Source organism: Promicromonospora vindobonensis (assembly GCF_042685865.1).
Classification (GTDB): domain Bacteria; phylum Actinomycetota; class Actinomycetes; order Actinomycetales; family Cellulomonadaceae; genus Promicromonospora; species Promicromonospora vindobonensis.
In genome coordinates this window covers 2,135,766-2,161,541 of the sequence record NZ_JBHUOG010000001.1, presented here as the reverse complement: position 1 = coordinate 2,161,541, position 25,776 = coordinate 2,135,766, and the positions used below count along the sequence as shown (strand labels likewise).

29 protein-coding genes and 1 tRNA gene are annotated in these 25,776 nt (G+C 69.6%); 22 read left to right on the top strand and 8 right to left on the bottom strand.

Going from position 1 to position 25,776, the window contains the following annotated elements; translation table 11 throughout:
• Positions 1-10 precede the first annotated feature (10 nt).
• The gene (locus tag ACFS27_RS09835) at positions 11-1,147 is read left to right on the top strand and encodes a magnesium and cobalt transport protein CorA (protein ID WP_377182394.1); all 1,137 of its coding nucleotides are present in this window, start codon (positions 11-13) and stop codon (positions 1,145-1,147) included.
• 102 nt (positions 1,148-1,249) lie between these two features.
• Here the strand turns inward: ACFS27_RS09835 and ACFS27_RS09830 are convergent, their stop codons facing one another.
• The gene (locus ACFS27_RS09830) at positions 1,250-1,861 is read right to left on the bottom strand and encodes a TetR/AcrR family transcriptional regulator (protein ID WP_377182392.1); all 612 of its coding nucleotides are present in this window, start codon (positions 1,859-1,861) and stop codon (positions 1,250-1,252) included.
• A 314-nt stretch (positions 1,862-2,175) separates the two neighbouring features.
• Between ACFS27_RS09830 and ACFS27_RS09825 the strand changes: the two genes are divergently transcribed.
• Both ACFS27_RS09825 and ACFS27_RS09820 read left to right on the top strand, forming a co-directional pair.
• A complete protein-coding gene (locus ACFS27_RS09825; protein WP_377182390.1) occupies positions 2,176-3,186 on the top strand; it encodes a hypothetical protein in 1,011 nt (336 codons plus the stop codon).
• A gap of 510 nt (positions 3,187-3,696) precedes the next feature.
• A complete protein-coding gene (locus ACFS27_RS09820; RefSeq protein WP_377182388.1) occupies positions 3,697-4,749 on the top strand; it encodes a pirin family protein in 1,053 nt (350 codons plus the stop codon).
• 98 nt (positions 4,750-4,847) lie between these two features.
• Here the strand turns inward: ACFS27_RS09820 and ACFS27_RS09815 are convergent, their stop codons facing one another.
• Complete coding sequence (locus ACFS27_RS09815; RefSeq protein ID WP_377182386.1) at positions 4,848-5,570, bottom strand: GntR family transcriptional regulator; 723 nt, start codon at positions 5,568-5,570, stop codon at positions 4,848-4,850.
• Positions 5,571-5,710: 140 nt separating this feature from the next.
• Here ACFS27_RS09815 and ACFS27_RS09810 point away from each other — a divergent pair, with 140 nt between their 5' ends.
• From ACFS27_RS09810 to ACFS27_RS09800, 3 genes are all read left to right on the top strand, one after another.
• Positions 5,711-6,010: a hypothetical protein gene (locus ACFS27_RS09810; RefSeq protein WP_377182384.1), complete on the top strand. Its 300-nt coding sequence runs from the start codon at positions 5,711-5,713 to the stop codon at positions 6,008-6,010.
• Positions 5,998-6,375, top strand: a complete 378-nt coding sequence (locus tag ACFS27_RS09805; protein ID WP_377182382.1) for a hypothetical protein — start codon at positions 5,998-6,000, stop codon at positions 6,373-6,375. Before ACFS27_RS09810 ends, ACFS27_RS09805 begins: the two co-directional genes overlap by 13 nt.
• Before the next feature lie 335 nt (positions 6,376-6,710).
• Complete coding sequence (locus ACFS27_RS09800) at positions 6,711-6,998, top strand: hypothetical protein (RefSeq protein WP_377182380.1); 288 nt, start codon at positions 6,711-6,713, stop codon at positions 6,996-6,998.
• A gap of 680 nt (positions 6,999-7,678) precedes the next feature.
• Here the strand turns inward: ACFS27_RS09800 and ACFS27_RS09795 are convergent.
• Positions 7,679-8,323, bottom strand: coding sequence for a bifunctional 4-hydroxy-2-oxoglutarate aldolase/2-dehydro-3-deoxy-phosphogluconate aldolase (locus ACFS27_RS09795; protein WP_377182378.1), 645 nt, complete (start codon positions 8,321-8,323; stop codon positions 7,679-7,681).
• On the bottom strand, positions 8,320-9,162 hold the full coding sequence (locus tag ACFS27_RS09790; RefSeq protein WP_377182376.1) for a GntR family transcriptional regulator: 843 nt from the start codon (positions 9,160-9,162) through the stop codon (positions 8,320-8,322). The genes ACFS27_RS09795 and ACFS27_RS09790 overlap by 4 nt, the downstream gene beginning before the upstream one ends.
• A 244-nt stretch (positions 9,163-9,406) precedes the next feature.
• Between ACFS27_RS09790 and ACFS27_RS09785 the strand changes: the two genes are divergently transcribed.
• The 13 genes from ACFS27_RS09785 to ACFS27_RS09725 all read left to right on the top strand — a co-directional run bounded on the left by ACFS27_RS09785 (position 9,407) and on the right by ACFS27_RS09725 (position 19,938).
• Complete coding sequence (locus ACFS27_RS09785; RefSeq protein ID WP_377182374.1) at positions 9,407-9,649, top strand: hypothetical protein; 243 nt, start codon at positions 9,407-9,409, stop codon at positions 9,647-9,649.
• A gap of 79 nt (positions 9,650-9,728) precedes the next feature.
• Entirely contained in the window at positions 9,729-10,058 is a 330-nt protein-coding gene (locus ACFS27_RS09780) for a DUF6284 family protein (protein WP_377182372.1), read from the top strand.
• A gap of 15 nt (positions 10,059-10,073) precedes the next feature.
• Positions 10,074-10,280: a hypothetical protein gene (locus ACFS27_RS09775; protein ID WP_377182370.1), complete on the top strand. Its 207-nt coding sequence runs from the start codon at positions 10,074-10,076 to the stop codon at positions 10,278-10,280.
• Positions 10,280-12,493, top strand: coding sequence for an FtsK/SpoIIIE domain-containing protein (locus ACFS27_RS09770; protein ID WP_377182368.1), 2,214 nt, complete (start codon positions 10,280-10,282; stop codon positions 12,491-12,493). Before ACFS27_RS09775 ends, ACFS27_RS09770 begins: the two co-directional genes overlap by 1 nt.
• A gap of 36 nt (positions 12,494-12,529) precedes the next feature.
• Entirely contained in the window at positions 12,530-13,621 is a 1,092-nt protein-coding gene (locus ACFS27_RS09765) for a hypothetical protein (RefSeq protein WP_377182366.1), read from the top strand.
• A gap of 307 nt (positions 13,622-13,928) precedes the next feature.
• Positions 13,929-14,303 carry a hypothetical protein gene (locus tag ACFS27_RS09760; protein ID WP_377182364.1) on the top strand — a complete coding sequence of 125 codons (375 nt, stop codon included), beginning with the start codon at positions 13,929-13,931 and terminating at the stop codon, positions 14,301-14,303.
• Between the two features lie 142 nt (positions 14,304-14,445).
• Complete coding sequence (locus ACFS27_RS09755; protein ID WP_377182362.1) at positions 14,446-14,784, top strand: hypothetical protein; 339 nt, start codon at positions 14,446-14,448, stop codon at positions 14,782-14,784.
• A gap of 23 nt (positions 14,785-14,807) precedes the next feature.
• Positions 14,808-15,203 carry a hypothetical protein gene (locus ACFS27_RS09750; protein WP_377182360.1) on the top strand — a complete coding sequence of 132 codons (396 nt, stop codon included), beginning with the start codon at positions 14,808-14,810 and terminating at the stop codon, positions 15,201-15,203.
• A 37-nt stretch (positions 15,204-15,240) separates the two neighbouring features.
• A complete protein-coding gene (locus ACFS27_RS09745; RefSeq protein WP_377182358.1) occupies positions 15,241-15,468 on the top strand; it encodes a hypothetical protein in 228 nt (75 codons plus the stop codon).
• Complete coding sequence (locus ACFS27_RS09740) at positions 15,468-17,144, top strand: DNA cytosine methyltransferase (RefSeq protein WP_377182356.1); 1,677 nt, start codon at positions 15,468-15,470, stop codon at positions 17,142-17,144. Before ACFS27_RS09745 ends, ACFS27_RS09740 begins: the two co-directional genes overlap by 1 nt.
• Positions 17,145-17,159: 15 nt before the next feature.
• Complete coding sequence (locus tag ACFS27_RS09735; RefSeq protein ID WP_377182354.1) at positions 17,160-18,377, top strand: DUF3631 domain-containing protein; 1,218 nt, start codon at positions 17,160-17,162, stop codon at positions 18,375-18,377.
• Positions 18,378-18,587: 210 nt separating this feature from the next.
• Complete coding sequence (locus tag ACFS27_RS09730; protein WP_377182352.1) at positions 18,588-18,791, top strand: helix-turn-helix domain-containing protein; 204 nt, start codon at positions 18,588-18,590, stop codon at positions 18,789-18,791.
• 1 nt (position 18,792) lies between these two features.
• A complete protein-coding gene (locus ACFS27_RS09725) occupies positions 18,793-19,938 on the top strand; it encodes a tyrosine-type recombinase/integrase (protein WP_377182350.1) in 1,146 nt (381 codons plus the stop codon).
• Positions 19,939-20,344: 406 nt separating this feature from the next.
• Here ACFS27_RS09725 and ACFS27_RS09720 read toward each other — a convergent pair whose 3' ends face one another.
• The gene (locus ACFS27_RS09720) at positions 20,345-21,202 is read right to left on the bottom strand and encodes a hypothetical protein (RefSeq protein WP_377182348.1); all 858 of its coding nucleotides are present in this window, start codon (positions 21,200-21,202) and stop codon (positions 20,345-20,347) included.
• A gap of 199 nt (positions 21,203-21,401) precedes the next feature.
• A tRNA-Gly gene (locus ACFS27_RS09715) sits at positions 21,402-21,475 on the bottom strand.
• A gap of 155 nt (positions 21,476-21,630) precedes the next feature.
• Between ACFS27_RS09715 and ACFS27_RS09710 the strand changes: the two genes are divergently transcribed.
• The 3 genes from ACFS27_RS09710 to ACFS27_RS09700 all read left to right on the top strand — a co-directional run bounded on the left by ACFS27_RS09710 (position 21,631) and on the right by ACFS27_RS09700 (position 23,971).
• A complete protein-coding gene (locus ACFS27_RS09710; RefSeq protein WP_377182346.1) occupies positions 21,631-22,098 on the top strand; it encodes a TM2 domain-containing protein in 468 nt (155 codons plus the stop codon).
• 75 nt (positions 22,099-22,173) lie between these two features.
• The gene (dcd, locus tag ACFS27_RS09705; RefSeq protein WP_377182344.1) at positions 22,174-22,749 is read left to right on the top strand and encodes a dCTP deaminase; all 576 of its coding nucleotides are present in this window, start codon (positions 22,174-22,176) and stop codon (positions 22,747-22,749) included.
• A 97-nt stretch (positions 22,750-22,846) separates the two neighbouring features.
• Positions 22,847-23,971 (top strand): hypothetical protein, encoded by a 1,125-nt coding sequence (locus tag ACFS27_RS09700; protein WP_377182342.1) that lies wholly within the window; start codon positions 22,847-22,849, stop codon positions 23,969-23,971.
• Positions 23,972-24,026: 55 nt separating this feature from the next.
• On the opposite strand, the gene ACFS27_RS09695 is transcribed toward ACFS27_RS09700, so the two are convergent.
• Together ACFS27_RS09695 and ACFS27_RS09690 are read right to left on the bottom strand one after the other, a co-directional pair.
• The gene (locus ACFS27_RS09695; RefSeq protein WP_377182340.1) at positions 24,027-24,692 is read right to left on the bottom strand and encodes a bacterial proteasome activator family protein; all 666 of its coding nucleotides are present in this window, start codon (positions 24,690-24,692) and stop codon (positions 24,027-24,029) included.
• Positions 24,693-24,786: 94 nt separating this feature from the next.
• Positions 24,787-25,764, bottom strand: a complete 978-nt coding sequence (locus ACFS27_RS09690; protein ID WP_377182338.1) for an NAD(P)H-quinone oxidoreductase — start codon at positions 25,762-25,764, stop codon at positions 24,787-24,789.
• Positions 25,765-25,776 lie beyond the last annotated feature (12 nt).

The window sequence follows — 25,776 nt, the reverse complement described above, 5'->3', positions numbered from 1 at the left end:
GGAGTTCCCCATGGCCACGTTCCTGCCCTCCCGCCCCTCCCGTCCGCTGCTGGGCGCCCGGCGCCAGCGCCGCGCCGTCGACGTCGTGCCCGACGTCGCACCGCGCCCCGTCGAGCCGGCGCCCCGCTCGTCAGTGGTCGCTGCCGCGGTCTACGACGACGGCGTCCGCACCGCTGCCTACGACAACCTCGCGGAGACGTTCAGCGCGCTCCGATCGCGGCCCGGCGGGATGGCCTGGATCGGGCTGGAGCGGCCCGACGAGTCGGAGCTGACGTCGCTCGCCCGCGAGTTCGACCTGCACCCCCTCGCGATCGAGGACGCCATCCAGGCGCACCAGCGTCCCAAGATCGAGCGGTACGGCGACACCCTGTTCGTGGTGCTGCGTGCTGCGCGATACCTGGACGACGCCGAGGAGGTCGAGTTCGGCGAGCTGCACGTGTTCGTGGGGCCCGACTTCGTGGTGACGGTGCGGCACGGCGCCTCGCCAGACCTGGCGGCGGTACGCAGCCGCCTGGAGGCGGACCGCGAGATGCTCTCGCGCGGTCCGGAGGCCGTCCTGTACGCGATCCTCGACAGCGTCGTGGACGGGTACGCGCCCGTCGTCGCCGGCCTGGACCACGACATCGACGAGATCGAGTCCGACGTGTGGGGCGGCGCCCCGGACGTGTCCCGGCGCATCTACGAGCTGTCGCGCGAGGTCATCGACTTCCAGCGGGCGGTGCGGCCGGAGCAGAGCCTCTGCGCCTCGCTGGCCAAGGGCGCCGACAAGTACGGCGTGGACCCCGAGCTCCAGGCCTACCTGCGCGACGTCGCCGACCACCTCACCGAGGCCGCCGACCGCATCGAGGTCTTCCGGGCCGCGCTGCGCGACATCCTCACCGTGGCCGCCACCCTCGTGGCGCAGCGACAGAACGAGGAGATGAAGCACCTGTCGGAGGTCAGCATCCGCCAGGGCGAGGAGGTCAAGAAGATCTCGGGCTGGGCGGCGATCCTGTTCGCACCGACCCTCGTCGGGACCGTCTACGGCATGAACTTCGACGCCATGCCGGAGCTCGACTGGGCGTACGGCTACCCGGCCGCGCTGGTCGCGATGCTGGCCGTCAGCGTCGGCCTGTTCGGCGTCTTCCGCTGGAAGCGCTGGATCTGACCCGCGCTTGCCGCCTCGCCTCACCCCGGCCCGCCGAGGCCGGGGCGGGGGCGGGGGCCGTGCGCCCTCGCCGTGCCGAGGGCGATCCCTCGACAGCTCTGCTCAGGCCGGGACGGGTTCCGGCGCCCGAGCTCCGACCGCACGCAGCACGAACGACTCCGCTGCGCGGATGGTGCGCTCGCGGGCGACGGGCTCGTCCGGGATGAGGCGGCCGGACAGGCACGCGTTGACGAGGTGCACCGTCGGCTCGATGTCCTGGGGCGGGAACGTCCCGGCGTCGACACCAGCGGCGAGGATGCGGCGGAGGATCGCCTCCACGATGTCGGCGTGCTCGCGCAGGCGCTGCTGCGTGGCGCGCGACAGGACCGTCCGCAGGTCCGGGCCGGGGGCGAGGTGGAAGACGCGAGTGAGCTGGGCCTGCTGGCGGATGTAGGTACGCAGCTGTTCCACGGGGTCGTCCACGCCGTCGAGCGCGCGCTCCAGCGTGTTGGCGTACTGCTCGGTCTCGTGCGTGATGAAGCCGAGGAGCAGCGCTTCCTTGTCGTGGAAGTGGTTGTAGACAGCGGTCCGGCCGACATTCGCCGCTGCGGCGATGTCGGCCAGCGTGATGGTGTCGAACCCGCGCTCCGCCATGAGGGTGGACAGTGCGGTGAACAGCTTGTGCCTGGTCATCTGCCGGTGCTCGTGCAGGCTCTTGCCGATGATCTTGGGCATGCTGACATCATAGGCACGCGTCGTCAGGTAACTGGAACTCCGGATCGTGCTCGGCCGGTGCTGCAGGGCCAGGCGGGCGGCCGTTCGGCGGTGGCCGGTGCGCCGCATCGTCGCGGGACCTGAAATGCCTTGTTTCCAGGCTTCTTGCACTGAGACTCAGTCCGCCTATGTATATTCATAGGCATTAAGATGAGCCGCCGTCGAAATTGCTGTCATCTGCTGCCCTAACGCGTGCGGGTGCTGTCACGAGCACGTTTCCTCGCTGTAACATGCCTGCATCATCGTGGAAAGTGACCGGCAGTAAAGTGCCCCGCATGACATTTCTGGCGGGTGTGATTCCAGCGGAACACGCCTCGGGTCACATTCTGATCCTGCCCAGTACGAACGGCCCTGTCACCGTCAGCGAGCTCGCTGCCGCGTGGTTCTCCGACATCGAATGGCTCCGAGAACCGTCCCGCACCTCGGGCGCGCGCCGGGTCGCCGGTGCCCGGTTCCGCGGCATGGCGCAGCCGGACACGCTCGTCCCCGGTGTCATGCGCCTGGGGGAGGAGCACGTCGCGACCGGCCCGTTCGAGGTCGGCGAGGCGCACCTCGCCGAGCTCAGGATCTCCGCGACGAAGGCCGAGGCGTACTCGGTGACCCGGACGGACGGTCTGCGGGGTGTCCGCGGGGCCGCCCCGTCGTCGTACGACGACCGGGACGGTGTCGCCCGCGCCTTTCCGCACGCGCTGCCGCAGGGGGAGGAGCTGCGCATCGTGCAGTGGATGGTGGCGGCAGCCCGCAAGTCGGGTGGCGCGGTGCTCGCGGACGGGAGGCAGGTGCTGCTGCCGGACGCCGCAGGTTCGGTGAACCTGGCGCTCTACGCTGCGCATCCGCTCATGTCCGGCGACGTGCTGCCCATGCTGCGGTCCCTCATCGCCACCGCCGACGTGTCCGCCGAGGAGACGACGCGCGACGGGTCGCCCCGCTACACCCTCGCAGGCAGCACCGCGTACGACGGTGCGATAGTCGTCGACGTGGAGCGCGTCGACCGGGTGCCGCGTGCGCTGGGCTCGCTCGACTGGCGCAGCTACGGGCCGTTCGCGTACCGCATCGGCTGGGTGCCGGCGGACCCCTATGAGCTCGAGCTGGAGCAGGTGTCCGGGCTGCACGCCATCGCGCGGGCCCGCATGCGGGTCTCGATCGCCCGCCTCGCCGTGGCGCTCCAGAGCCGCATCGGGGGAGTCCTCGTGGACGACGGGGGCTTCATCGCCGTTCCTGAGGAGCTGGACGGGCGCAACGACCCGACCGCGGGTGGTGCCCAGGCATCGCGGGCCTGGGTTTGAGTCGTCTTTAGTTATCCACAGATTTTATCCACAGCCCTGTGTGTGGTGTGGCAAATCCGCGCCTGTTCCTGTGGACAAAACTGTGGGCGACGACAGGGTGAAAATTACAACGGTGGAGCGGTTGCCGTGCATGCGGCACGCGGATAGAAACGTGGTCAATGGTTCGACGATTCGGGTGCAGATGCGGTGCGCTGCAGCAGTACCGACCGGCCCGGGCATCGGACACATGGTTGACCGGAGAACGACAGGACGCCCCGTACCGCGGTACGGGCTGTGGATGACGTCACAGGTGCCTGTACGGGGCCGGAAGACCGCCCGCGTCCGAAGCGTCCGTGCAGAACAGACCTGGCGATCCGGGTCTGACGGACGGGTCGGGGCCGTGACGTCAACACGGCGCCCTGGTCCCGCTGACGGCGGCCACGGGTGCGCGGTTCACGCCAGGGCCCCCGGCCTGCCCCGGGGGCCCTGGCCTTGCGCCCAGACGCCGGCTCGGAGACCTAGGCTCAGGGCATGAGCAACCTCGAGACCCAGCCGGCCGAGCAGGTCTGCGCAGCGGGCGAGCAGAGTGCAGGCGTCGAGCTCCTCACCCCCCGCGAGGTGCCGCTCGGTGGGCCGCGGGCGATGAACGTGCGGCGCACCATCCCGCAGCGCGCACGGTCCCTCGTGGGGGCATGGTGCTTCAGCGACCACTACGGTCCCGACGACGTCTCGACCAGCGACGGCATGCAGGTGCCTCCGCACCCGCACACCGGGCTCCAGACGGTGAGCTGGCTCTTCGAGGGCGAGATCCTGCACCGCGACTCCGTCGGGTCCCTCCAGACGGTCCGGCCGGGCGAGCTCAACCTCATGACGGCGGGTGTCGGTATCTCGCACTCGGAGGAGTCCCCCGCGCAGGGGCGCCCGGACCTCTTGCACGGCGTGCAGCTGTGGACGGCGCTGCCTGGCTCGGCGCTCGGCGTCGACCCGCACTTCGAGCACCACGGCGACCTTCCGGTCGCACGGCACGACGGCGCCGTCGTCCGGTTGTTCATCGGGCGCCTCGCCGTGGGCGGTCAGGCGCTCGACTCGCCCGCGACGACGTACACACCTCTCGTGGGCGCGCAGATCGACCTGGAGCCCGGCGCGGCGGTACGGATCGACGTCGACCCCGCGCACGAGCACGCCCTGCTCGTCGACACCGGCGACGTGACGTTCGAGGGCAGCGTGGTGCCGCCCGCCAACCTCGGTTACGCGGCGCCGGGCCGGCCTTCGCTCGTGGTGCGCGCCGCCGTCGGCGCGTCGGCCCGGGCGGTCCTGATCGGCGGCCTGCCGTTCGCGGAGGACGTCATCATGTGGTGGAACTTCATGGGCCGCACGCACGAGGACATCGTCAGGGCACGCGACGACTGGATGGCGCTGGTCGCGGAGCTGGACCCCGCGGCGCCGGGCGGAGCCACGCGGTACTCCGACGGCGCCGCCGACCGCCGGTTCGGCCAGGTGAGCGGTTATCCCAGCGGGCCGCTGCGCGCACCCGCCCTGCCGGACCTGCGCCTCAAGCCGAGGGCGCGTCCTGGCCAGGGCTGACCGGCCGGCTCAGGCTCTACTGGTTGCGGCTGAGCCTGCGGTTTCGCTCCGGGCGCGTGCCTCGTTCCTCGGCCCGCACCCTGCGCTGCACCTCCGGCTCAGCCGCCGATGTCGTAGCGGAGCATGAACTCACCTGCGTCGAGCACGACGTAGCTGACCTCGACGGGCGTGCCGTCCTGTGTGAACGCCGTCCGCGTGACCGACAGCACCGGCGTGCCTGGCTCGATCCGCAGCTCCTCGATCTCTTCGATCGTCGGCATGCGGCCGACCACGTCCTCGCGGAACCTCACCGGTGCGTGCCCGGCCTCGGTGAGCCGCGCGTGCGTGCCGCCCGGTCCCACCTCCTGGTCCGCGATGGGTGTGCCGGCCGCTATCGACGCAGGCAGGTACGACGTAGCGAACAGCACCGGCTTGCGCTCGCGCAGGTGCAGGCGCTCGCGCACGGTCACCTTGGCGCCGTCGGCGAGGCCGAGCGTCGTGCGGACCTTCTCGGGCGGATCGGCCTCCGCGGTGACGGCGAGCGTCCGGACGGTGAGCCCGGCGCCGGTCTCGTCGGTCTCTGCGGTGACGGTGGAGTCGCCGACCGCTGCGCCGGTGGTGTCCCGCACGATCGGCTCGAAGGCGCGGACGAACACGCCGGAGCCGTGCCGGGTCACTGTCAGGCCCTCGTCCTTGAGCATCGACAAGCCGTGGCGCGCGGTCATGCGCGCCACGCCGTAGTTCGACATGAGCGCTGCTTCGCTCGGAAGACGATCGCCCGGTTTGTAGGTCCCGGAGCGGATCGCGGCACGAAGATCCTTGGCGATGCTTGCGGCAGTCACACGTCCCTCTCTAGACACGGAACCCACCTAACCCGCAGCCAGTGCGTATACGCAACTTTTCGGCGCAGCGGTTGCGACGCCCGGTCGACCCCCAACAGGCTGTCTATGCGCCTAGAGGTAGGCGCGGAGAGGTGGGAGAGATGGCGACGATAGCGGGCAGCCTGGCCGAATCCGCGGCCGGTGCGGCGGACCTGCTGGCGGAGGTAGGGGACGCGCGGATCAAGTGGGTCGAGGTGTTCCGCGATCATCTGGTCGTGCATCCGGCGCGGTTGAGCGAAGGGGCGGACATCGCCGCCCAGCTCGGGATCACCGTCGCGACGGACTACCCGGCCACGAAGCCGGGCTTCACGGTCTGGACCGGGCACTGGAACAACATGGACATGTTCGTCTACGGCGAGCTTCGGGGGACGTCCCGGCTGGTCCGGGCGTGGCCGACGTGACGGCCGGGCCCTGCGACGCGGTTCCGGGCGCCGACGCCTGTCCGACGCCGGGGGCGCATCTCGCGGAGCTCGTCGAGGTCACCGCGCTGATCGCGCACATCTTCGACATCCACACCCTGGATGTCCGGGCGGGTGTCGATCACCTCGACCTGGAGGACGACGTGGTGGGTGTGGTGACCGTGGACGTCGTCGCCGCGCGGATGCGCGACGCCGTGCGGCTCGCCGGGATGCTGTACCTGGCGGAGAACCGGGGGTACCACGACGGCACCGGGCCAGCGGTGTGGCGGTGCTGGACGGGCTGGGTGCCGGTCTCCGAGCGTGGGCTGGCGGTCTCGCTGCGCCTGACGGCACCGGTCCGCGGCTGAGTCCGGCTCTGCCGGCCGAGGTACCCCTGGCACGTCCGTGGCACGAAGCCACCGCTGAGCCATCCGGAAACGACTCCGCCCCAGGTCAGGAAACATCCTCTGACCTGGGGCGGAGCCCTGTGGAGCGGGTGACGGGAATCGAACCCGCGCTATCAGCTTGGGAACTGTCCGCAACTACCTCTGACCTGGGGAAACACGCGCTTGCTGGGTGTCTGAAACGGCCTGGAGCGGCCACATCGGGCCTGGTGTTGGGGCCCATTGGGGCCCGCGCCTGTTGGCTGTCTGACCAACCATGGCTTGCAACGCTTGTTCGAATCATGATCCATACTGATCCCATGCGCGGCGGGAATCGGTACATCGGGTGGGCCACAGGCTTGGAGCCGGTGCCGATGCGGGATTCCGCCCAGGGCGCACCCGGTAAGGCGCGCAACGACCAGCGAGAGATCAAGGCTGCGGAGCCGCTACCAGTGTGGGTGTGGCTCGTCTTGAGCAATCGCGGGGACTACCGGGCCAAGGCGGAAGCGCTGGCCTGGACGGAAGCCCAGGTGTGGGTGCGGTTCATCGACCCGATCGGCCGGGAGGGCTTCGTCTGGGTATGGGCCAACGCTGTACAGCGTCGATGAGGCAAGAACCAGTGACTCCGAGTGGTACGGAGCCCCTGTACGAGGTGGCTTGACAGGCGCTCCAGACCGTGCCCCGCCCTAACTTTGACGGGCGGCCCTGTGGATGACGTTGTGCACGAACCTGTGTACGGCTGTGGATAGACCTGTAGATCTGTGGACAAGGTCTGTGGACAACCCTGTTTGTCACTTGCCGCCTACCTCAGCCCATCGCAGTTTCGGAGGCGTATTCGCAGGTCAGAGCCCACGGGTTGACAGGGTGATGCCCGTGGGGCAGCGTCGGACGCATGTTCGACGGTGAGCGCACAACACTCACATAGCGTCGCGCTTCCGTCCGGTTTGAGTGCAAGGATGGAGCCCAACGAGGAAGCCCCACCCGGTGCGAACGGGTGGGGCCGACGTCCTCGTTTTCGACGGTCATCGAGTGAGAGGAACATTGTGAGTCTAGGCGCTGACCCTGGGAACGCACACCTGCGCAAGTACCGCGCGCAGCTGGTTGTGCTGGCTGGAGTAGTTACCGCGCTCGTGTGGGACCTGAACGGGAGTGGCGAAATCGCGATAGCGACGGCTGCGTTGGTTCTGCAGCTCATCGAGATGACGAGGCCGGGCCCGCTGTAGAGATCGAGGTGGCCCCACTCTCTGAGAGTGGGGTCGCCCAGATCGGACCATTTGCTGGAGCGCGACTACGCGGGGTTGGCGACGATGTCCAGCCACTCGCGCGCCGAGGTTCGGGCCGCGCTGTAGTCGCCGGTTGCCATGCTGTCGCCGATGAGATCAGAGCCGACGCCGAGCGCGACCGCTCCGGCGTCGAGCCAGGAGCGGGCAGTCTCCCGGGTGATCGTTCCGGTTGGCATGATTCCGGCATCGGGCAGTGGCGGTAGGAGCTGGCGGAGGAACTTCGGGCTGTGCGAGCTGGCCGGGAAGAGCTTGACCACTTCTGCGCCCGCTTGGGTGGCCGCGTCGATCTCGCTCGGTGTGAAGACGCCAGGCACGAACCCGATGCCGCGATCCCGGGCGTACTCGATCACCGGCATGGACATGCTGGGTGCTACCAGGAAGTTCGCGCCCGCGTCGATGGCGCGCTGTGCGTCGGCGACGTTCCGCACAGTGCCGGCGCCGACATAGGCGGTGTCGCCGAGGCGTGCGGCGACCTTGGAGACCACGGACAGAACCTCTGGGCCGGCTATCGGGAACTCCAACGCCCGGATGCCCTCGGACACCAGCACCTCGGCGACGTCGGCGAGGCGTTCGACGTCGGCGCCACGCAGGATGGCAAGAAGCCGCGCGCTACGGATCGCCTCGGCCGCGCTGGACGGGCGGGCGGTCATGCTGCCCCCACCACGGTTGCGAGCATCTTGCTCGCCTGGCCCTGCAGTGGCTCGCTGGACGCGGAGTTGTCGATGGTGACGTGGTCCGCCACGGGCTGGAAGTCGAGGTCGATTCCCGCGACGTAGTCGTTCCAGTCCGCGAGCTTGCCCGTGTCGCGGGCGGCTCCGCGACGCTTGAGGTAGGTGTGCATCGTGTTCGCGTCACAGCGGACCCACACCAGGGTGAGGCCGACCCCTGCGGCGTTCAGGCGAGTGCTGACACGGTCGATCCAAGCGACGTCCTGGAACTCCCGGATGAACGGAGCCGTGGCGATCACACCGACACCGACCTCGGCGTTCTCCTGGATTGTCGCCAGCAGAGCCTCGTACTCGTGGGAGCGGACCTGCTCAAGGTAGGTGGCTGACTCGCGGTCGTGCGGCGGCCGGCTGAGCTCTTCGAGGAGCCGTTCTACGACAGGGCGCGTGATCGTGTCCTTGTCGACGATGGCGGCGCCGGCAAGGCGCGAGAGCACCCGGGCTAGTTCGGACTTGCCGCTACCGGCGTAGCCACCGATCAGGAACACGTGTGGCCTGCGCGGTTTGCCGCTCACAGACGGCGTGATGCCGCTGCGGACGATGCGACGCGAGCGAGAGACGTTCTCCACGAGGCCATCGGCCGCGAGGTGCTCCATCGCCTTGTTGACTGTCCAGGGGCTCACGCCCATCTGGTTGGCGAGGTCGCGGGTCGAGGGCAGCGCTTCGCCGTCGCGGAGCCTGCCCGCTTCGATGTCGTTCCTCAGGATTCGCTCGACTCGTTCGAGCTTCTGACCGCCCACATCCTCGGCGCTGTACTGCGACATGTGACCTACCTCACATTGAGATCTCACAACTGACTGGTTTCCGCCTAACAACTGGTCTGTGACCGATCATCCATGCCCTACGCCCGCTTGCCAAGTCCTGTTCAGCGTGACCAAACAGTTGACAGGTTTACCTCTCACGTTGTTAGGTCGCCATACAACAGAACTGTGACCGGCGACATTGAGCCAGATCACAGAAGCCCTGGGCCGATGGGCGGTCCGGGTGAGGCACCGAGGGAGTCCAGCAATGAAGCACAGACGATCTGAGGATCTAGACGTTGCGAGGCGGTACCTGTTCGACGCGTCCGAGGGCCTGACGAAGGCCGGCGGTCTGCTGACGCGCGCCGGGATGCCGGCTGATGGCCGTTCCGCGTCCCGGATGGGCCGCGAGGTCGAGGCGATCAAGGCCCGGGTTCGCAAGGCCCACGAGGCCGCGATCGCCGCCGAGCGTGGCAACGGCAGCAAGAAGTCCGGGGGGTGGAGCTGGTGAACACCCCCGACCTGCTGGCCGTACTCACGCTCGTTGAGGCCCTGATCGCTGCGGGCTTCGTCGGATGGGCGGTGCACGCATGGACCCGCTGACCTACACCGACTTTGACGCGTTCGACGTCGAGCCCACGTTCACCGCTCTCGCCGCCATCGCGGCTGAGGAGCCGGTCATCTCGGCTGAGGTCGCCGTGGTGGACGCGGAGTGCCGTCTGGCGGACTCGCCCGACGAGATCGCCGTCAAGGCTCACCGTCGCGCGGTGGCGGCTCTGAACGTCGCCATGCGTACCGCGATCGAGACCAGCACGAACCGCGCCACGACCACAGCCCCGGTCTTCCTGCCGGGTGCTGCACAGACGACGGGCCTTCGCCGCGTCGTGCTCCGCACATCCACGCGCACCACTGCTGCCTGAGAGGGGCTGCTCATCATGATCACTGTCTCCCTGCTGGTCTTCCTGGTCCTGGTCTCGTTCATCGCCGTGAAGTACGGCTCCGCCAAGGTCGGCACCCTGACGCTGGGTGTGTGCCTGGGCCTGGCGCTGGCGTCCACGTCGTTCGGCATGTGGGGCGTCGACGCCCTGAACGACCTGTTGAACAACCTGTTCACGGGTGCCAACTCGATGGCGGGTGTCTGATGACGACGCCGAACGACGAGCACACGCCGGCCGGGCACACCCCGGACGATGCCGAGCTGGAAGCCATGTTCAACCGTCCCGCCGCCGACCTCGCCGTCCGTGCCGGCGGACTGCTGGACCAGAACCCGGCGGACGAGGACAACGCGCTGTCGGGTGAGGTCATCGACGCCCCGACCGTCCCAGAGCCCGAGACCGCGCCGCGCCCGGCGCGTGTGGTCCAGCACCGCGGGGACCACGCCCCGCTGACGATCCTGCCCGAGTGGGCCAAGTCGCCCGAGGTGTTCCTGGCCGCCGCGTACCGGGAGGCCAAGTTCGTGGCGTCCTGGACCGGCCACCACGGTGTGCGGCTGCCGTTCGTGTACCTGCCGAAGTTCCTCGCCCGTGCCGGACTCGGGTTCGGGCTCTGTGTGCGGGGTCTGGCCCGGTGGGTGACCGACGCGGAGAACAAGGCGACCCGCGCCGCGCTCATGCTCGGCGTCAAGGGCACCTCGGAGTGGAAGACCCTGCGCAAGGAGCACGCCGACGGCGTCCGCGCCCGCCTGGCCGGTGTGGCCGCTGCCGGGTTCACCTCCGGTGTCGCCGGGGTGACCCTGCACACCTACACCGGTCCCGAGGGCCTGGCCGTCGCGGGTGTGGCGGCCGGCGCGGCCGCGCTCACGGCGTTCGGTGTCGTCGGTACCCGGCGTGCGGGCAAGCCGATCACTGAGTCGCACAAGGGCGACGTCCCCAAGCTGACGGTCGACGTCGTCACCGACGCGCTGCTGACCCTGGGTCTGGGGTCGATGGGGGAGGCCAAGCGCGGCAACGCGGAGATCAAGGTCCTGCGGATCTTCCCGACCACCGGCGGGGTCGAGATCCACATCGACCTCCCACCCGGTGCCACCGCTGCGGACGTGATCGAGCGCAAGGACCGCCTGGCGTCCGCGCTGCGCCGCCCCATGGACACCGTCTGGCCCGAGGGCAACCCCAAGGCCCACCCCTCCCGCCTGAACCTGTTCATCGCGGACAAGGGCCTCTCCGAGCGCGACGTGGCCCAGTGGAAGTACCGCACCAAGGGGCAGACGAACGTGTTCGAGTCGTTCGTCATCGGGGAGGACCAGCGCGGCCGCCCGGTCTCCACGAACCTGATGTACAACAACGGCGTCGTGGGTGGCCTGCCCGGCATGGGCAAGACGTTCTTCCTGCGGGTCCTGATCCTCGGTGCGGCCCTGGACCCGCGTACCGAGCTGCACATCCATGAGCTGAAGGGCACCGGCGACCTCATGCCGTTCGCGCCGATCGCTCACGTGTGCCGCGCCGGCGATGACCCCGACGACCTCAAGGCTCTGCTGGCCGACCTCATGGCCGTGCAGAAGGAGATGCGCCGTAGGGCCAAGATCATTCGCGACCTGCCCCGTGACGTGGCTGCGGAGTCCAAGGTCACCGACGAGCTGGCCAAGGTCGGTAACCCGTACGGGTTCAAGCCGCTGCTGTTCGTCATCGACGAGTCACAGCTCGGGTTCGGTGACCCCACCCTCGGTGCGGAGATCTCGGCGCTGACCGAGGACATCACCCGCCGTGGTCGCGCCCTGGGGATCATGCTCTGGCTCGCCACCCAGCGCCCGAACAAGGACGCCATCCCGACCGGTATCAGTGCGCTGCTGTCCCTGCGTGCCTGCCTGCGTGTGGGTGACGTGACGACCAACGACATGGTCCTCGGGACCTCGATGTACAAGGCGGGGCACCGGGCCACGATCTTCTCCCAGGAGGACAAGGGCATCGCCCTGCTCGCCGGAGAGAAGGCCGATCCGCAGCTCGTGCGCGGTGCGTTCCTCGATGGGGCCATGGCGGACAAGATCGTGGAGCGCGCCCGCGCCGTCCGCGAGGCCAAGGGCCTCCTCACCGGGATGGCGGCCGGGGACGAGGCCGCCGACACCGACCACTCCACGATCCTGGACCACCTCCTCGCGGTGTGGCCCGAGAACGACCCCGAGTGGCCCACCGGCAAGGTCTGGTCCGAGGAGCTCGCCGCCCGCCTGGCCGAGTCCAAGCCCGCCCTGTACGAGGGCTGGACGGCCGGGCAGGTCAACGCCGCCGCCAAGCGGCACGGCATCACCTCCAAGTCGATCAAGCACGGCACCGGGCAGAACAACGTCCGACGCGGCCTGGTCCGCACCGACGTCACCAAGGCCCTCACCGACGCCGCCACCCTGCCCGACCCGACCGACGACTGACCCCACCCACCCCGTACGACCGGAAGGAGCACCACCATGAGCACCACCGATCACACCACCACCCGGCCCGGCGGCTCGCGTCGCCTGGTCCTGACCGGAGCCGTCTCCGTCGCCCTGATCTCCACCGCGTCCGCCTACCTGGCGATGGTCGGGTTCGGTACCGACGTCCTCGGGATGGACGCGGCCACCGCGTACACCACGGCCGGCGTGTTCGAGCTGTCGCTCGTGACCGTGGCGCTGCTGGCTCGTGAGGCTGCACGGGACAACCGGCCCGGTGGCACGCTGCTCACGCTCACGTGGGCGCTGTCGTCCGCGTCCGGGGTGTTCGCCGCGATCCATGAGGTCTACATGGGCCACCCGGCCGGCGCGGTCGCGTTCCGGTTCATCGTGCCGCTGCTGGCCGCCCTGATGTGGCACCTCGCCCTGATCGGTGACCGCCACCTCGCGTCCGGCGCGTCCTGGTCCGGGATGCGGCAGTCCATGCGGATGCACGCCCTGTTCCTGACCACGGAGGACGCTGTCCGGGCACACGCCGCCGACGACGGCACCCCCGCCGCCCGCCGTGCCATCGCCAAGGCCGAGGCCCGCCGACGGGCCGCCCGGGCGGTCGCGCTCAAGTCCGTACCTCCGGCACAGATGCGGACACAGACCGGCGAGTGGATGGACTCGCTGTCCGCCGTCGCCGACGCCGTGACCGACGTGGCCCGCCTGCACGTCGAGGCCAACAACCGCGTCGCCGGGTTCGTCGCCGGGCCGGTCGTGTCTGGGCCGGACTACGAGGACAAGGCGGCAGACGCTGTCCGGGCCGAGCTGGCGGACATCGTCACGGACAGTGACCGCCTGTCCGCCACCCCGGCGGCCGGACAGACCACGTCCCGTGTCCGGGCCACCGTCCGACCAAAGTCGAACCGGACTGTCCGCCCGGTGTCGAACGGTGACCGGGCCGCCCGCCTGGACATCGTGTCCGGGGTGCTGGACACCAACCCGGACGCCACCGCCCGCGACGCCCTGGTTGCCCTGGCCGACGCCGGGCACCACGTGACCGACCGGACCGCCCGCCGCCTGCTGTCCGACGCCCGCCCTGCGGACACGGACGCCACCACGGCCACGGACACCGAGGCGGCGTGACATGTCGCCATCTTCCAGCGCGCCGCCCGGGAGCGGTCCGTGTTCGAGGAGATCGGGGGTGCCCCGTAACTCAACAACTTCAACTAGCCATTCCGATGCGGCCGAAAGCCCTCACCTGCGGAGATACGAACCTCCAACCCGGATCCCGCGCTCGAAGCGCTGGAAGCCGAGCCGAAAACCCCACATTCGGCCATTGCATCCGGCATGGCTGTCGGAACGTGCGAGCAACCTGGAGCCGAGGGAGCCGCCCGAGCGCTACTGGCCTATCTCACCAGTCCTGCACCACCCGCCACCCGCAGGAGGAACCGTGAACCGCAACGACAACCTCAGCCCGACCGAGTACGCCGACCTGGTCCGCGACGCCCGGCAGCTCGTGGCCGCCGTCGAGCGCGCCACCCGCCGCACCGCCACCGTGTTCGTCGCCGCCATGGGCGTCACCGTCGCCGCCACGGCCCTCGGGGTGCCAGTCGTCGGTGAGGTGGCCGCCGTGGTCACCGTGACCGCGTTCACCGCCGCGCTGGTCTCGCTCATGGCCCGGATCGCCCTCGGACCGGCGCCCACCGAGGTAGCCACCACCACCACCCCCGCCGAGGCCCTGCCCAGCGCGGCAAACGGTAGCGGGAGGCCCGCTACCGGTAGCGGCCCCGCTACCGCCGAAAACGGCGGGATTCCAACGAAGTAGCGGGGTAGCGCCCCGACGCGGCGCACTCCGAAAGCCCCACCACACGCACCGCTGAGGGCACGGCGGGCCGCTACCGCTACCCGCCGTGCCCCTACCCCCGCCATGCCAAAAACAGGCCGCACACCAGGAACGGAGACCCGCCATGACCACCACACCACGCACCTACAGCCGTCAGGTCATCGCCGCGTGGCTGCACGGCTACGACACCGGCCACAACGTCGGCCACCACGACGGCCGCACGGCCGGGTTCGCCGAGGGGTACGCCGTCGGGCACGCCGACGGCATCCCCGTAGGCCGCGACCTGGCCGACGACGAGGCCGCCGCGAGGTTCCGCGCCTACCGCGCCATGTCCGATGCGATCCGCCCGAACCTCGCCCGCCCCCTGCCCTGGGGCGAGGCCAAGCCGCTGCCGACACGGACCGAGTGTCTGGCCACCTGGCCCGCCCCGGCCGCAGCCCGCGCCCTGCGCACTGCCGCCTGACCGACACCGAGGGAGACACCGTCATGAGGAACACCACCCGCCGCCTGGCCGTCGTGCCGGCACGACCTGTCCGCCACGTCGAGGAGTTCGTGCTCGTCGTCCACCGCCCGTTCAAGAGCTGGGCCTACTACCCGCCGAACGACGGACAGTCCGGCCGGTCCGAGGCCTGCGAGATCCAGCCCGGGACCTACCCCGTGCGCGCCGTGCACATCGAGGGCCACACCAGCGCCGTCGTCGACCTGGACACCGTCCTGACCCGCCGCACCACGCTGCTGTGGCGGATCTTCCCGCGGATCGAGCGCCCCTACACGCGCGTCGTCGAGGTGTTCGCCTGGTCGCCCTCGGAGGTCATCGACGGAGCGCCCATGTTCGACGACGAGCACACCGACCCGGTCGCCACCTGGCACCGCATCGCCTGACCCCGCCCGGACACCGCTCCACGGAGAGGACACCGCCATGAGCACCAACCTCACGACCCCGCGGCACTGCGGGGCGAGCAACGGCCCGCACGACTGCCTCGAACCGGCCGACCACGTCGGCGACCACGTGTGCGCCGGATGCCACGACATGTGGAACCGAGGCCCGTGGGACGACGACCCCGACGACGTCGACCCCTGGGACGGGACCACGTGCCTGGACGACCTGAACGACGAGCTGGACGACGACGACGAGGAGAGCTGCTGATGAGCAACCTGACCATGACCGACCTGTTCTGCGGCGCCGGCGGCAGCTCCACCGGAGCTGTGTCCGTTCCCGGCGTGAGCGTGCGCCTGGCGGCGAACCACTGGGACAAGGCCATCGCCACGCACAACGAGAACCACCCCACCACCGATCATCTCCAGGCCGACATCTCCAACACCGACCCGCGCTACGTGCCCACCACGGACCTGCTGTGGGCGTCGCCGGAGTGCACGAACCACTCCCGCGCCAAGGGCCGCAAGCTGCACACCCAACCGGACCTGTTCGGCGACGTCCTCCCGGACGAGGCCACCCAGCGATCCCGCGCGACGATGTGGGACGTCGTCCGGTTCACCGAGGCCCACAACTACCGCGCGATCATCGTCGAGAACGTCGTCGAGGTCGCCGACTGGTCCAGCCCGACCGGCATCCGCGGCGGCCTGTTCGACGCCTGGCTGTCCGCCATGCACGTCATGGGCTACCAGCACCGGATCATCTCCCTCAACAGCATGCACGCCTCCCACGGCGGCATGCCCGCCCCGCAGTCCCGCGACCGCGTCTACATCACGTTCTGGCGCGCCGGGGAACGCGCCCCCGACTTCGAACCCATGCTTCGCCCGGCCGCGTACTGCCCCACCTGCGACTCCGTGGTGCAGGCCCGGCAGTGGTGGAAGAACGGCAAGGACGGCACCGACCGTCCGGGCCGGTACCGGTCGCAGTACCTCTACCGCTGCCCCAACACAAGGTGCCGTAACGCCATCGTGGAACCCGCCTGGCTCCCCGCCGCGTCGGTCATCGACTGGACCCTTCCGGGGATGCGGATCGGGGACCGGGAGTCGCTGGGGTTCAAGCCGCTGGCGGACAAGACCCGTCGCCGGATCGCGGCCGGGATCGCGCGGTACTGGTCGCCGTTCCACCTCGAAGCTGGAGGCAACACCTATGACGCCGCCGACCCCAAGCACGTCTCCCACGGCGACCCGAACGCCTACTACCGGGCTTGGTCCACCGCCGATGTCCTCAAGACGCTGCACACCATCGAGTCCAAGGCCCTCGCCATCCCCGTCGAGGGCCGCGACGGCAAGACCGCCCAGCCCATGGGACAGCCGCTGCGCACCCAGACCACACGCCTGGAGACCGCGATGGTGGCCCCGTTCATCGCCGAGCTGCGCGGCGGTGGCTCCACCGCCCGCTCCACCACCGACCCGCTGTCCACGGTCACCGCGTCGGGGAACCACCACGGGCTGGTGACCCCGGCGGGAGGGACGTGGAACGACGACGCCCGACCCACCACCGAGGCGCTGCGGACCCTGCACACCCGTGACGCCTACGCCCTGGTCATGCGGAACAACCGCGGCGACGCCGAGATGACCACCCCGGTCGGTGAGCCGCTACGGACCCTGACCACGGCGGGGCACCAGTCGATCCTCACGCCCGGCGACCTCGCCGCCGCCGAGGCTGCCGTGGACGACTGCACCTTCCGGATGCTCGAGCCCTCCGAGGTCAAGCAAGGCATGGCCTTCCCCGGTGAGTACGTCATGGTCGGCAACCGCCGCGAACAGGTCCGCCTCGCCGGCAACGCCGTCACACCCCCCGCCGCCCGCGACCTCATCGCGACCCTCGCCGCCGCCATTACCGGCGAGCACCACAGCACCACCGCCCAGCACACCGCCCTCGCGGCCTGACGAAGGGAACCTGCCATGACTGCCACCACGAGCCACGTGCAGCCCGAGCTGCCCGACGGCGACGCACCTACCAATGGTGCCGCCCTGCTGGACGAGGTCCGCGCCGCCCTGGCCCGGTACGTGATCCTGCCCGACGAGCACGCCATGACCGGTGTGGTCCTGTGGGTCGCCGCCACGCACGCCATGCCAGCCTGGACCCACGCCCCGCGGCTGGTCATCCGTGCCCCGGAGAAGCGCTGCGGGAAGTCGCGCCTGCTGGACATCACCGAGTCCATGTCCAACCGGCCCCTGATGACCGTGAACGCCTCACCGTCGGCCGTCTACCGGTCCATCGGCCTGCTGCCCTCTGACCCGCCCACGCTGCTGCTGGACGAGGCAGACACGATCTTCGGCCCCAAAGCCGGAGACAACGAGGACCTACGCGGCCTGCTCAACGCCGGGCACCAGCGCGGCCGCCCCGCCCTGCGGTACAACGCGGCGGCTAACGCCGTCGAGCCCATCGAGACGTTCGCCATGGCTGCCCTGGCCGGTATCGGGGCGATGCCCGACACCATCGAGGACCGCGCGGTCGTGATCCGGATGCGTCGCCGCGCACCGGGGGAGTCCGTGGCCCCGTTCCGGTCCCGGCGTGACGCGCCGGCCCTGGACCGCCTGCGTTCCCGGCTGCACCAGTGGGTCCGGGCCAACCTGCGAGACCTGGAGCTCGCCACCCCGGACATGCCCGTTGAGGACCGCGCCGCCGACACCTGGGAACCCCTGGTCGCTGTCGCTGACCTCGCCGGCGGGCACTGGCCCGAGGCCGCCCGCGCCGCCACGCTCGCGCTGACCGAGACCCGCGACGCGAACGCCAAGCAGTCCACCCAAACCCGTCTGCTGGCCGACTGCCGGGCCGCGTTCGGGGACGCCGAGGCGCTGCCGTCCGTGGCCCTGCTGGACCGTCTCAAGGCCGACCCCGAGGCTCCATGGGCGACCTACGGACCCAACGGGCTGACCCCGGTGCGGCTGGGCAACCTGCTGCGCGAGTTCGACATCACCTCCCGCAACCTGCGCCTGCAGACCGGGCAGGCCAAGGGTTACACCCGCGCCGACTTCACCGACGCCTGGGCCCGCTACTGCACGCCCGAAACCACCCACGACAGCACAGCGGGAGGGGGGAAGCCGTCCCAGCCGTCCCAGCCGTCCCACACCAACGAAACCGCAGGTCAGGCCCACCTTTTCGGTGGGACGGCTTAGAAAAGCAAGCCGTCCCAGAGCCGTCCCACTTCGGGATGGGACGGCTCTGGGACGGCTCGAATACCTCAAGCCGTCCCACCCATTTACCCCTCCTGACCTGCGCCGTTACCCGAGTGGGACGGCTGGGACGGCTGGGACGGCTCACCCCACCCCGAAACCGCTAGAGAACCTGCCCGATCTGCCCACGGAGGATGACCGATGGATGGCCTCATGACGATCGAGGAAGCCGCCGACTTCTTACGAATGAGTGCCCGGCACGTGCGCCGTCTCGTTGCTGAGCGGCGCGTTGGGTTCTGCCGACTCGGGCGAAGCGTGCGGTTCACCCGAGACGACCTGAACGAGTACATCGAGGCCACGCGCGTCACGCCGATCACGGCATCCGACGTCTGGGCTGATCTGAGGAAGGCAGGCTGAGATGACCAAGACGACAAAGGACAGGCAGAAGCGCTTCTACGGGACTGGATCTATCCGGCAGAGGCAGTCGGGTCGCTTCCAGGTCCGGTACTACGGGCCGGACGGCAAGCGGCACAACGCCCCGCGCACCTTCGAGGACCAGGGCGAGGCAGAGGCCTACCTCGCCCTCATCCGCGCCGACATCATGCGCGGCGAATGGGTGGCCCCGGAGGACCTGAAGATCCGGTTGCAGGACTATGCCGAGCGCTGGATCACGGAACGCGCCGGGCTCAGGCCCCGCACGGTGCAGCTCTACAAGTGGACGCTGGCAAAGCACATCACGCCCTACCTCGGTGACGTCACCCTCGGGAACATCACCACACCGATGGTCCGGCAGTGGCGCGTTCGCCTGGCCGCCGACGGAGTGAGTCCGGGCATGGTCGCGAAGGCGTACCGCCTGCTCCGGGCGATCCTATGGACAGCGGTCCGAGAGGACGAGCTGCTCCGCAAGAACCCATGCCGGATCAAGGGCGCCGATCAGGAGAAGGCTGCCGAACGACCCCACCTCTCGCTGGACCAGGTTCAGCGGCTCATGGATGTGATGCCGGACAAGCGGTACCGGATGTTCATCCTCACGGCCGCGATCGCCTCGCTCCGGTTCGGTGAAGTAACAGCGCTCCGTCGTCGTGACGTGGACCTCGGCCGGCGCATGATCCGGGTTGAGCGCCAGTTCCTGGAGGTCACCGGGGAAGGACTCACCGAGGGGCCTGTGAAGTCTGCTGCGGGGGTCCGTGACATCGCGGTGCCGCGTGAGTTCTTGGACTTGCTCAGCGAGCACTTGGAGGCGTTCGTAGCAGACCGACCCGACGCGCTCCTGTTCACGACAGGTACGGCACGGCCGATACGGCGTGGCGGGTTCGAGAAGCTCACCGGGTGGAGGAAGGGGGTTTCGTCGATCGGCTTCCCTGGACTCCACTTCCACGACCTGCGGCACACGGGCAACATGCTCGCGGCATCGTCGGGCGCTTCGACCCGTGACCTCATGGCCAGGATGGGGCACGACTCAATGAACGCGGCGCTGATCTACCAGCACCGCAACCGCGAGGCTGACCGGAAGATCGCCGATCACCTTGGTGGCGCGTTGCGAGCGTCAGCACAGGAGCCATAGGTCCGTCCGCAACGGCATGCCGCACGGCTTCACCTCAGGTCGAACTTGGCCTGGGGTGAAGTGCTGTCCAACGCTGGGACGCAGCCGTAGGTACCTGGGTAGCCTGATGTGGTGGGTACAACCGATTCCGTCACCATCACGCTCCGCTGTCCTCAGTGCGGCCTCACCGAGCCCGTTCGCATCCTGGACAAGGGGAGTGGGTGGGGTCCCTCCAACTGGCGGCGACCGTCGTTCGAGAGCTTCGAGGCCACCATCAGCGGCGGTGGAAATGATGAACCGGAAGTTGCTGCGCTTTGCCAGGAATGCCGAGTCCCGGCAGAGGTGAGCAAGCGCTACGGCACCTAATGTCGCCGCCCTGGAGTGGCGCCGTGTCGTGCTGATCGCGACCATGCGGGTGACGGTCGACCTATGCCTCAGGCTCTGTGGGCTGCTCGGCGAGAATGTAGTTCAGGACATGCGCACCGAGTCCCGTCGCGCTCCACCGCGTCTCCAGGTTCTCTGTCCTGAACTTAGCCTCACTGGGCCCGGGCCCAGTGGAGTTCAAGCTCAACATGGCTGCTGTCTTGGCGTCCCTCTGATAGCGGTCCAGCACGTTCTTGACGTCTTGTTCGGGTACCGCCAAGCCGTGGCGCTGTAGCGTGCCGAGCAAGCTCTGGAGGGATCCACGGAAACCAGGCCGAGCGAACTCAAGCTCGAACACCTTCCAGCGGGGGCGGGTATCTGGACGCCCATGCGTGCTCGAATCGTCCTTGACGCGCCTGGGGGGCTGCGTCTGTTCGCCCTGCCAGACCCTGCCGGGATAATAGTTGACGAGAAAGTCGAGCACAGTGATGTGGGGGGCTTCTAGATCATCCATAGCTCCGAGGATCAGATGGGTCTCGTCGAGACGGGCATCGTCATCGGCTAGGACTCCGTCCGCTAGTGCCCTGCCGAGCCCGCGGATCTTGTCCTTGTTGCGGGTCTTCGACCCGGCGGCGAACGCTATGCCGCCGAGTAGGCGCCGCACTTCATCTTGGCGGATGCTGTCCGCAAACTCGTCGGGTGTCTTGTCGCTGTACGAGCTGGCCTCAACGAGCACCTGTTCGGCCGATGCTTGGGAGTCGGACGCCAGTTCGTCCCAGACTCGCCTCATGACCGGTTCAAGCATCGAGCCCGCTGTTGCGCCCAGCACGGCTCCAGCAGGCCCGGCAACCGCCGCGCCAGCCAGCGCCCCGAGGCCTGCCGCTGCAGCCTTAGATACGGCATCCTTCGTGCCCTCCGACATGTTCAAAGGGTACGACCAAGTGTTCTGCCACTCGTTGCGTAGCCGGTCTGGTTTCGACGGGGTCGTCGCCGAGATCCGTCGACCACCCCCGCACTGGTGGCGCGTTGGGGCCGGTTTGGGGCCCGAGCCCGCGAGGCTCCCCGTGGAAACGGCTCCGCCCCAGGTCAGGAAACCTCCTCTGACCTGGGGCGGAGCCCTGTGGAGCGGGTGACGGGAATCGAACCCGCGCTATCAGCTTGGGAAGCTGAAGTTCTACCATTGAACTACACCCGCATCGTCCGGTTCTGCCGGGTATCTGCTGTTTGAGAATCCCGCTAGGGTTCCGCAACAGCGCCCGTGAACCTGGCGTGCGACCCGATCATACCCAACCTCGCCCGGATGCCCGAACCGGGTTTCGGAGCGAGTGTCGCCGAGCAGCCGGAGCAGCAGTGACCGAGCACCCCAGCGAGAAGCCGACCGAGCCGATCTACCAGGAGACCAAGCGGCTGCCCCCGCGGCCGTCCAGCCCGCCGAAGCCCCCGCCACCCCCGCCGGGTGACACGCGCGCCCTGAAGACGCCGAGGACCCCGGTCGGCAAGTCCTCGGGGGCGGGCCCAGCGAACTACCAGCAGCAGTACGACTACGACCGCCCCACGCCGCCGGTGGAGCACGTGCCTGGCCGCAAGTCCCGCATCACGGCCGGCCTGCTCGGGATCCTGCTCGGCGTCGTCGGCGCGCACCGGTTCTACCTGGGCTACAAGGGCCTGGGCTGGATCATGCTGCTCATCACCGCGGTGTCCCTGGGGCAGGCATGGTTCGTGCCGGCGATCTGGGGAGCCATCGAGGGCATCCTGTACCTCGTGATGCGCAAGGGGTACTGGTCGGTGGACTCGAAGCACAAGCCGCTGCAGTGGTGACGGTCACGCGATGACGTCGCGGTGCCACCCCGCTACGGGGCGGCACCGCCCCGTAGCGCCCAGTACCGTATCGGGGTGCTCCTCTCCGACCGCGATATCCGTGCCGAGCTCGAGGCCGACCGCGTAGTCCTCGACCCGTACGAACCGTCGATGCTCCAGCCGTCGAGCATCGACGTGCGTCTTGACCGGTACTTCCGGCTCTTCGACAACCACAAGTACCCGTTCATCGACCCGGCGGAGGACCAGCCCGAGCTGACCCGCCTCGTGGAGGCGGACAACGGTGACGCGTTCGTGCTGCACCCCGGCGAGTTCGTGCTCGGCAACACGTTCGAGGCCGTCACCCTGCCCGACGACGTCGCCGCCCGCCTCGAGGGCAAGTCCTCCCTGGGCCGGCTGGGCCTGCTCACGCACTCGACGGCCGGCTTCATCGACCCGGGCTTCAGCGGACACGTGACGCTCGAGCTGAGCAACGTCGCGACCCTGCCGATCAAGCTCTGGCCGGGTATGAAGATCGGGCAGCTGTGCTTCTTCCGGCTGTCGTCGGCGTCCGAGCACCCGTACGGGTCGGACCTGTACGGCTCCCGCTACCAGGGCCAGCGCGGCCCGACGGCGTCGCGCTCCGCGAAGAACTTTCACCGCACCGAGGTGTGATCGCATGGGCCGGACGGGGCCGCTGAGGGGGTTCGCCGGGCGGTAGGCTCCCGGGTGCCCGGCGCGGACCGGGCACCCGCCGTTCGAAGGGACCCCGATGGCCGCTCCCCAGCTCCCGCTCTTGCCGCGCACGGTTGCGCAGGCGCACCAGGCACGACACGTCCTGACCGTGCCTGGCGACGTGGAGCTGGACGAGATAGAGGTCCTCGCACTCTCCCGGTTCTCCGCCACCCGTTGGGACGTGGTGCCTGCGGGGATCCTCCCTGGCAACGTAGCGGGAGCCCCGCAGGGCCGGCGCGCGCAGGGCAAGGAGGTCGGTGTGCTGCGCGTCTCGCGGCACGCCGTGATCAACGGGCCGTACCTACCCGGCGGCGTGGGTTTCGACCTCGGTGTGCCGCCGGGCGCCGCGATGGCCTTCGACGTCGTCTGCCACCGGGAGCGTGGCGAGCCGCCGTTCCCTGCCGGCGACCGCGACGGCATCGGGCGGGCCTTTGCCGCTGGCATGCCCGAGCGCGAGGAGCGCCGCCTCGTCGAGTGGCTCGTCTCGGTGGCGCGCCGCCTCGGCGGGTCGCTCCGCCTGGACGTGGGTGGTCTGTGGGACGCAGCCAACGCTGCCGGCCCGACGGCGAAGCCGGGCGCCGGCGTCGTGCTCACCCCGGACGCAGGGGCCGCCATCGACATGACCGTGTACTCCGACGTCTGGCTCGACCCCCAGGCCGCCCACACGATCCTGCAGAAGGTTCATCCCCGCGCCCGCCTGCACATGGACGGCCAGGAGTGGGGCGGACCGCCCGACGGCATCGCAGAGAAGCCCCTGTTCCCCGGCGACCCCCTGGACCCCGAGCTGCGCAAGAAGCTCCACGCGGCCGCCGACGACTACGACATCAAGGCGCTCACCGGTCCGCGTGTCCTGGACGGGTACGGCCTGGTCGTGGAGCTCGGCGTCGACGGGATCGTCTCGGTGGAGATCAGCGGCGAGGAAAAGCTGCCACGCCTGCTGCGCGGCCTGCCGTGGGCCGAGCAGGGCGCGGTGCGCTACTGGGTGCACTGGGAGCCGCACGACCTCGTGGAGTCGCAGCGGGAGTTCCCGTCCATGGAGCTACGAGTCGCGCGTAAGCGCGCGGCGGAGCTGGTGGCCCGGCTCGCCGGCGCCATCCACGCCGCCGCTGGAGGCGAGATCGCCGACGAGGATGGCTTTCTGGTAGACCCCTCCGACCTCTGAGGTTCCAGGCCCTACCGCCGGGGCCGGGCCCGGAGCGCTCGCTCGTCGCCCCGGGTCAGAGGTACTGGCCGGGGGTCCGGCGCTCGCCGCCCGACTCGTCGTCCTGGCCGCCTGGCAGGGTGGGTCCGCCCGGTCCGCCCGGTCCGCCAGGGCCGAAGGTTCCGGTGCCTGGCGGCAACGCACGGCGCATCTGCGAGAGCTGTGCCTGAGCGGCCATCTGCTGTGCCACCAGCGCCGTCTGGATGCCGTGGAACAGGCCTTCCAGCCACCCCACCAGCTGTGCCTGAGCCACCCGGAGCTCCGCCTCGGACGGTGCGGAGTCGTCCGAGAACGGCAGCGTGATCCGGTGCAGCTCGTCGACGAGGTCGGGGGAGAGCCCGTCCTCGAGCTCGTGGATCGATCGCTCGTGGATCTCGGCGAGGCGCGAACGTGCTGCCTCGTCCAGCGGGGCGTCGCGGACCTCGTCGAGCAACCGCTTGACCATGCCGCCGATACGCATGACCTTGGCCGGCTCCTCGACCTGGCCCACCACGGCCTCGGCCTCGTTCATCTCGTCCTCGTCGTCAGCGCCCTCTGGCGTGCGGTCCGACGGTACGGCGGCGCCGTCGGGGGTGACCACCTGCGGGTGGGCGGTGGTGGTTCCGTCGTCGGGTCGCTCGCGGTGGCCGGAGTGGTCCTCGCGTCGCTCGTCGGGCTGGGGGTTGGCTCGCTCGTCGGTCATGACCCCAGTCTTGCCCGGATTGCCCGTCGTTCGCATGGCAGCGATCGCGCGGGAACGAAATTGTCGGCCATGCCTATATATAGGCACGGGTTGATCAGGGCACCAGGAGGACTTTGCCGAAGGCCTCGCCGGACTCCAGCAGCTCGTGCGCCGACTGCGCCTCGGCGAACGGGATGCGGGCGTGCACCACCGGCCGCACTCGCCCGTCCGCCACCAGCGGCCACACGTGCTGCTCGGTGTCGGCGACGATGCGCGCCTTCTCGTCCGCCGGTCGCGACCTGAGGAGCGTGCCGGTGACGGTCCCCCGCCGGGCGAGGAGATCGCTGAGGTCGAGCTCGCCGCGCCGCCCCTGCTGCATACCGATCACGACAAGGCGGCCACCCCTGGCGAGTGCGCGGACGTTGTCGCCGAGGGCACCTCCGCCCAGCAGGTCGAGCACGACGTCGGCGCCGCGGCCGTCCGTCGCCCGCCGCACCTCGTCCACGAAGTCCTGTTCCCGGTGGTCGATGACCAGGTCGGCTCCGAGCGCCGCGCACCGCGCGGTGCGCTCCGGCCCGCCGGCGGTGGTCGCCACGTGCGCGCCGAGCGCTCGGGCGATCTGGATCGCGATGGTGCCGATGCCGCCGGACCCGCCATGGACCAGCACCCACTCGCCGGGCTGCAGTCGCCCGACGTCGACGACGTTGTTCCAGACCGTGCACGCGGCCTCGGGAAGCGCTGCGGCGTCGACCAGGTCGACACCGTCGGGAACCGGCAGAACCTGGGACTCGCGGACCACTACTTCCTCCGCGTAACCTCCACCTTCGAGCAGGGCGGTGACCCGGTCTCCGGCGCGCCAGCGCGACACGCCGGGTCCGACACGCCTCACAGTTCCCGATATCTCAAGACCCGGCCAGTCGGGGGCACCCGCCGGAGGGGGGTAGTATCCGGCGCGTTGGAGCAGGTCAGCACGGTTCACTCCGGCAGCGGCGACGGTGATCACCACGTCCCTTTGGCCAGCAATCGGTGGATTCAGGGATGAAACGGAGAGTTTCCCTGATGGGCCCGGTCCGGATATCGTGACGGCTCGCACATCGATGAAGCC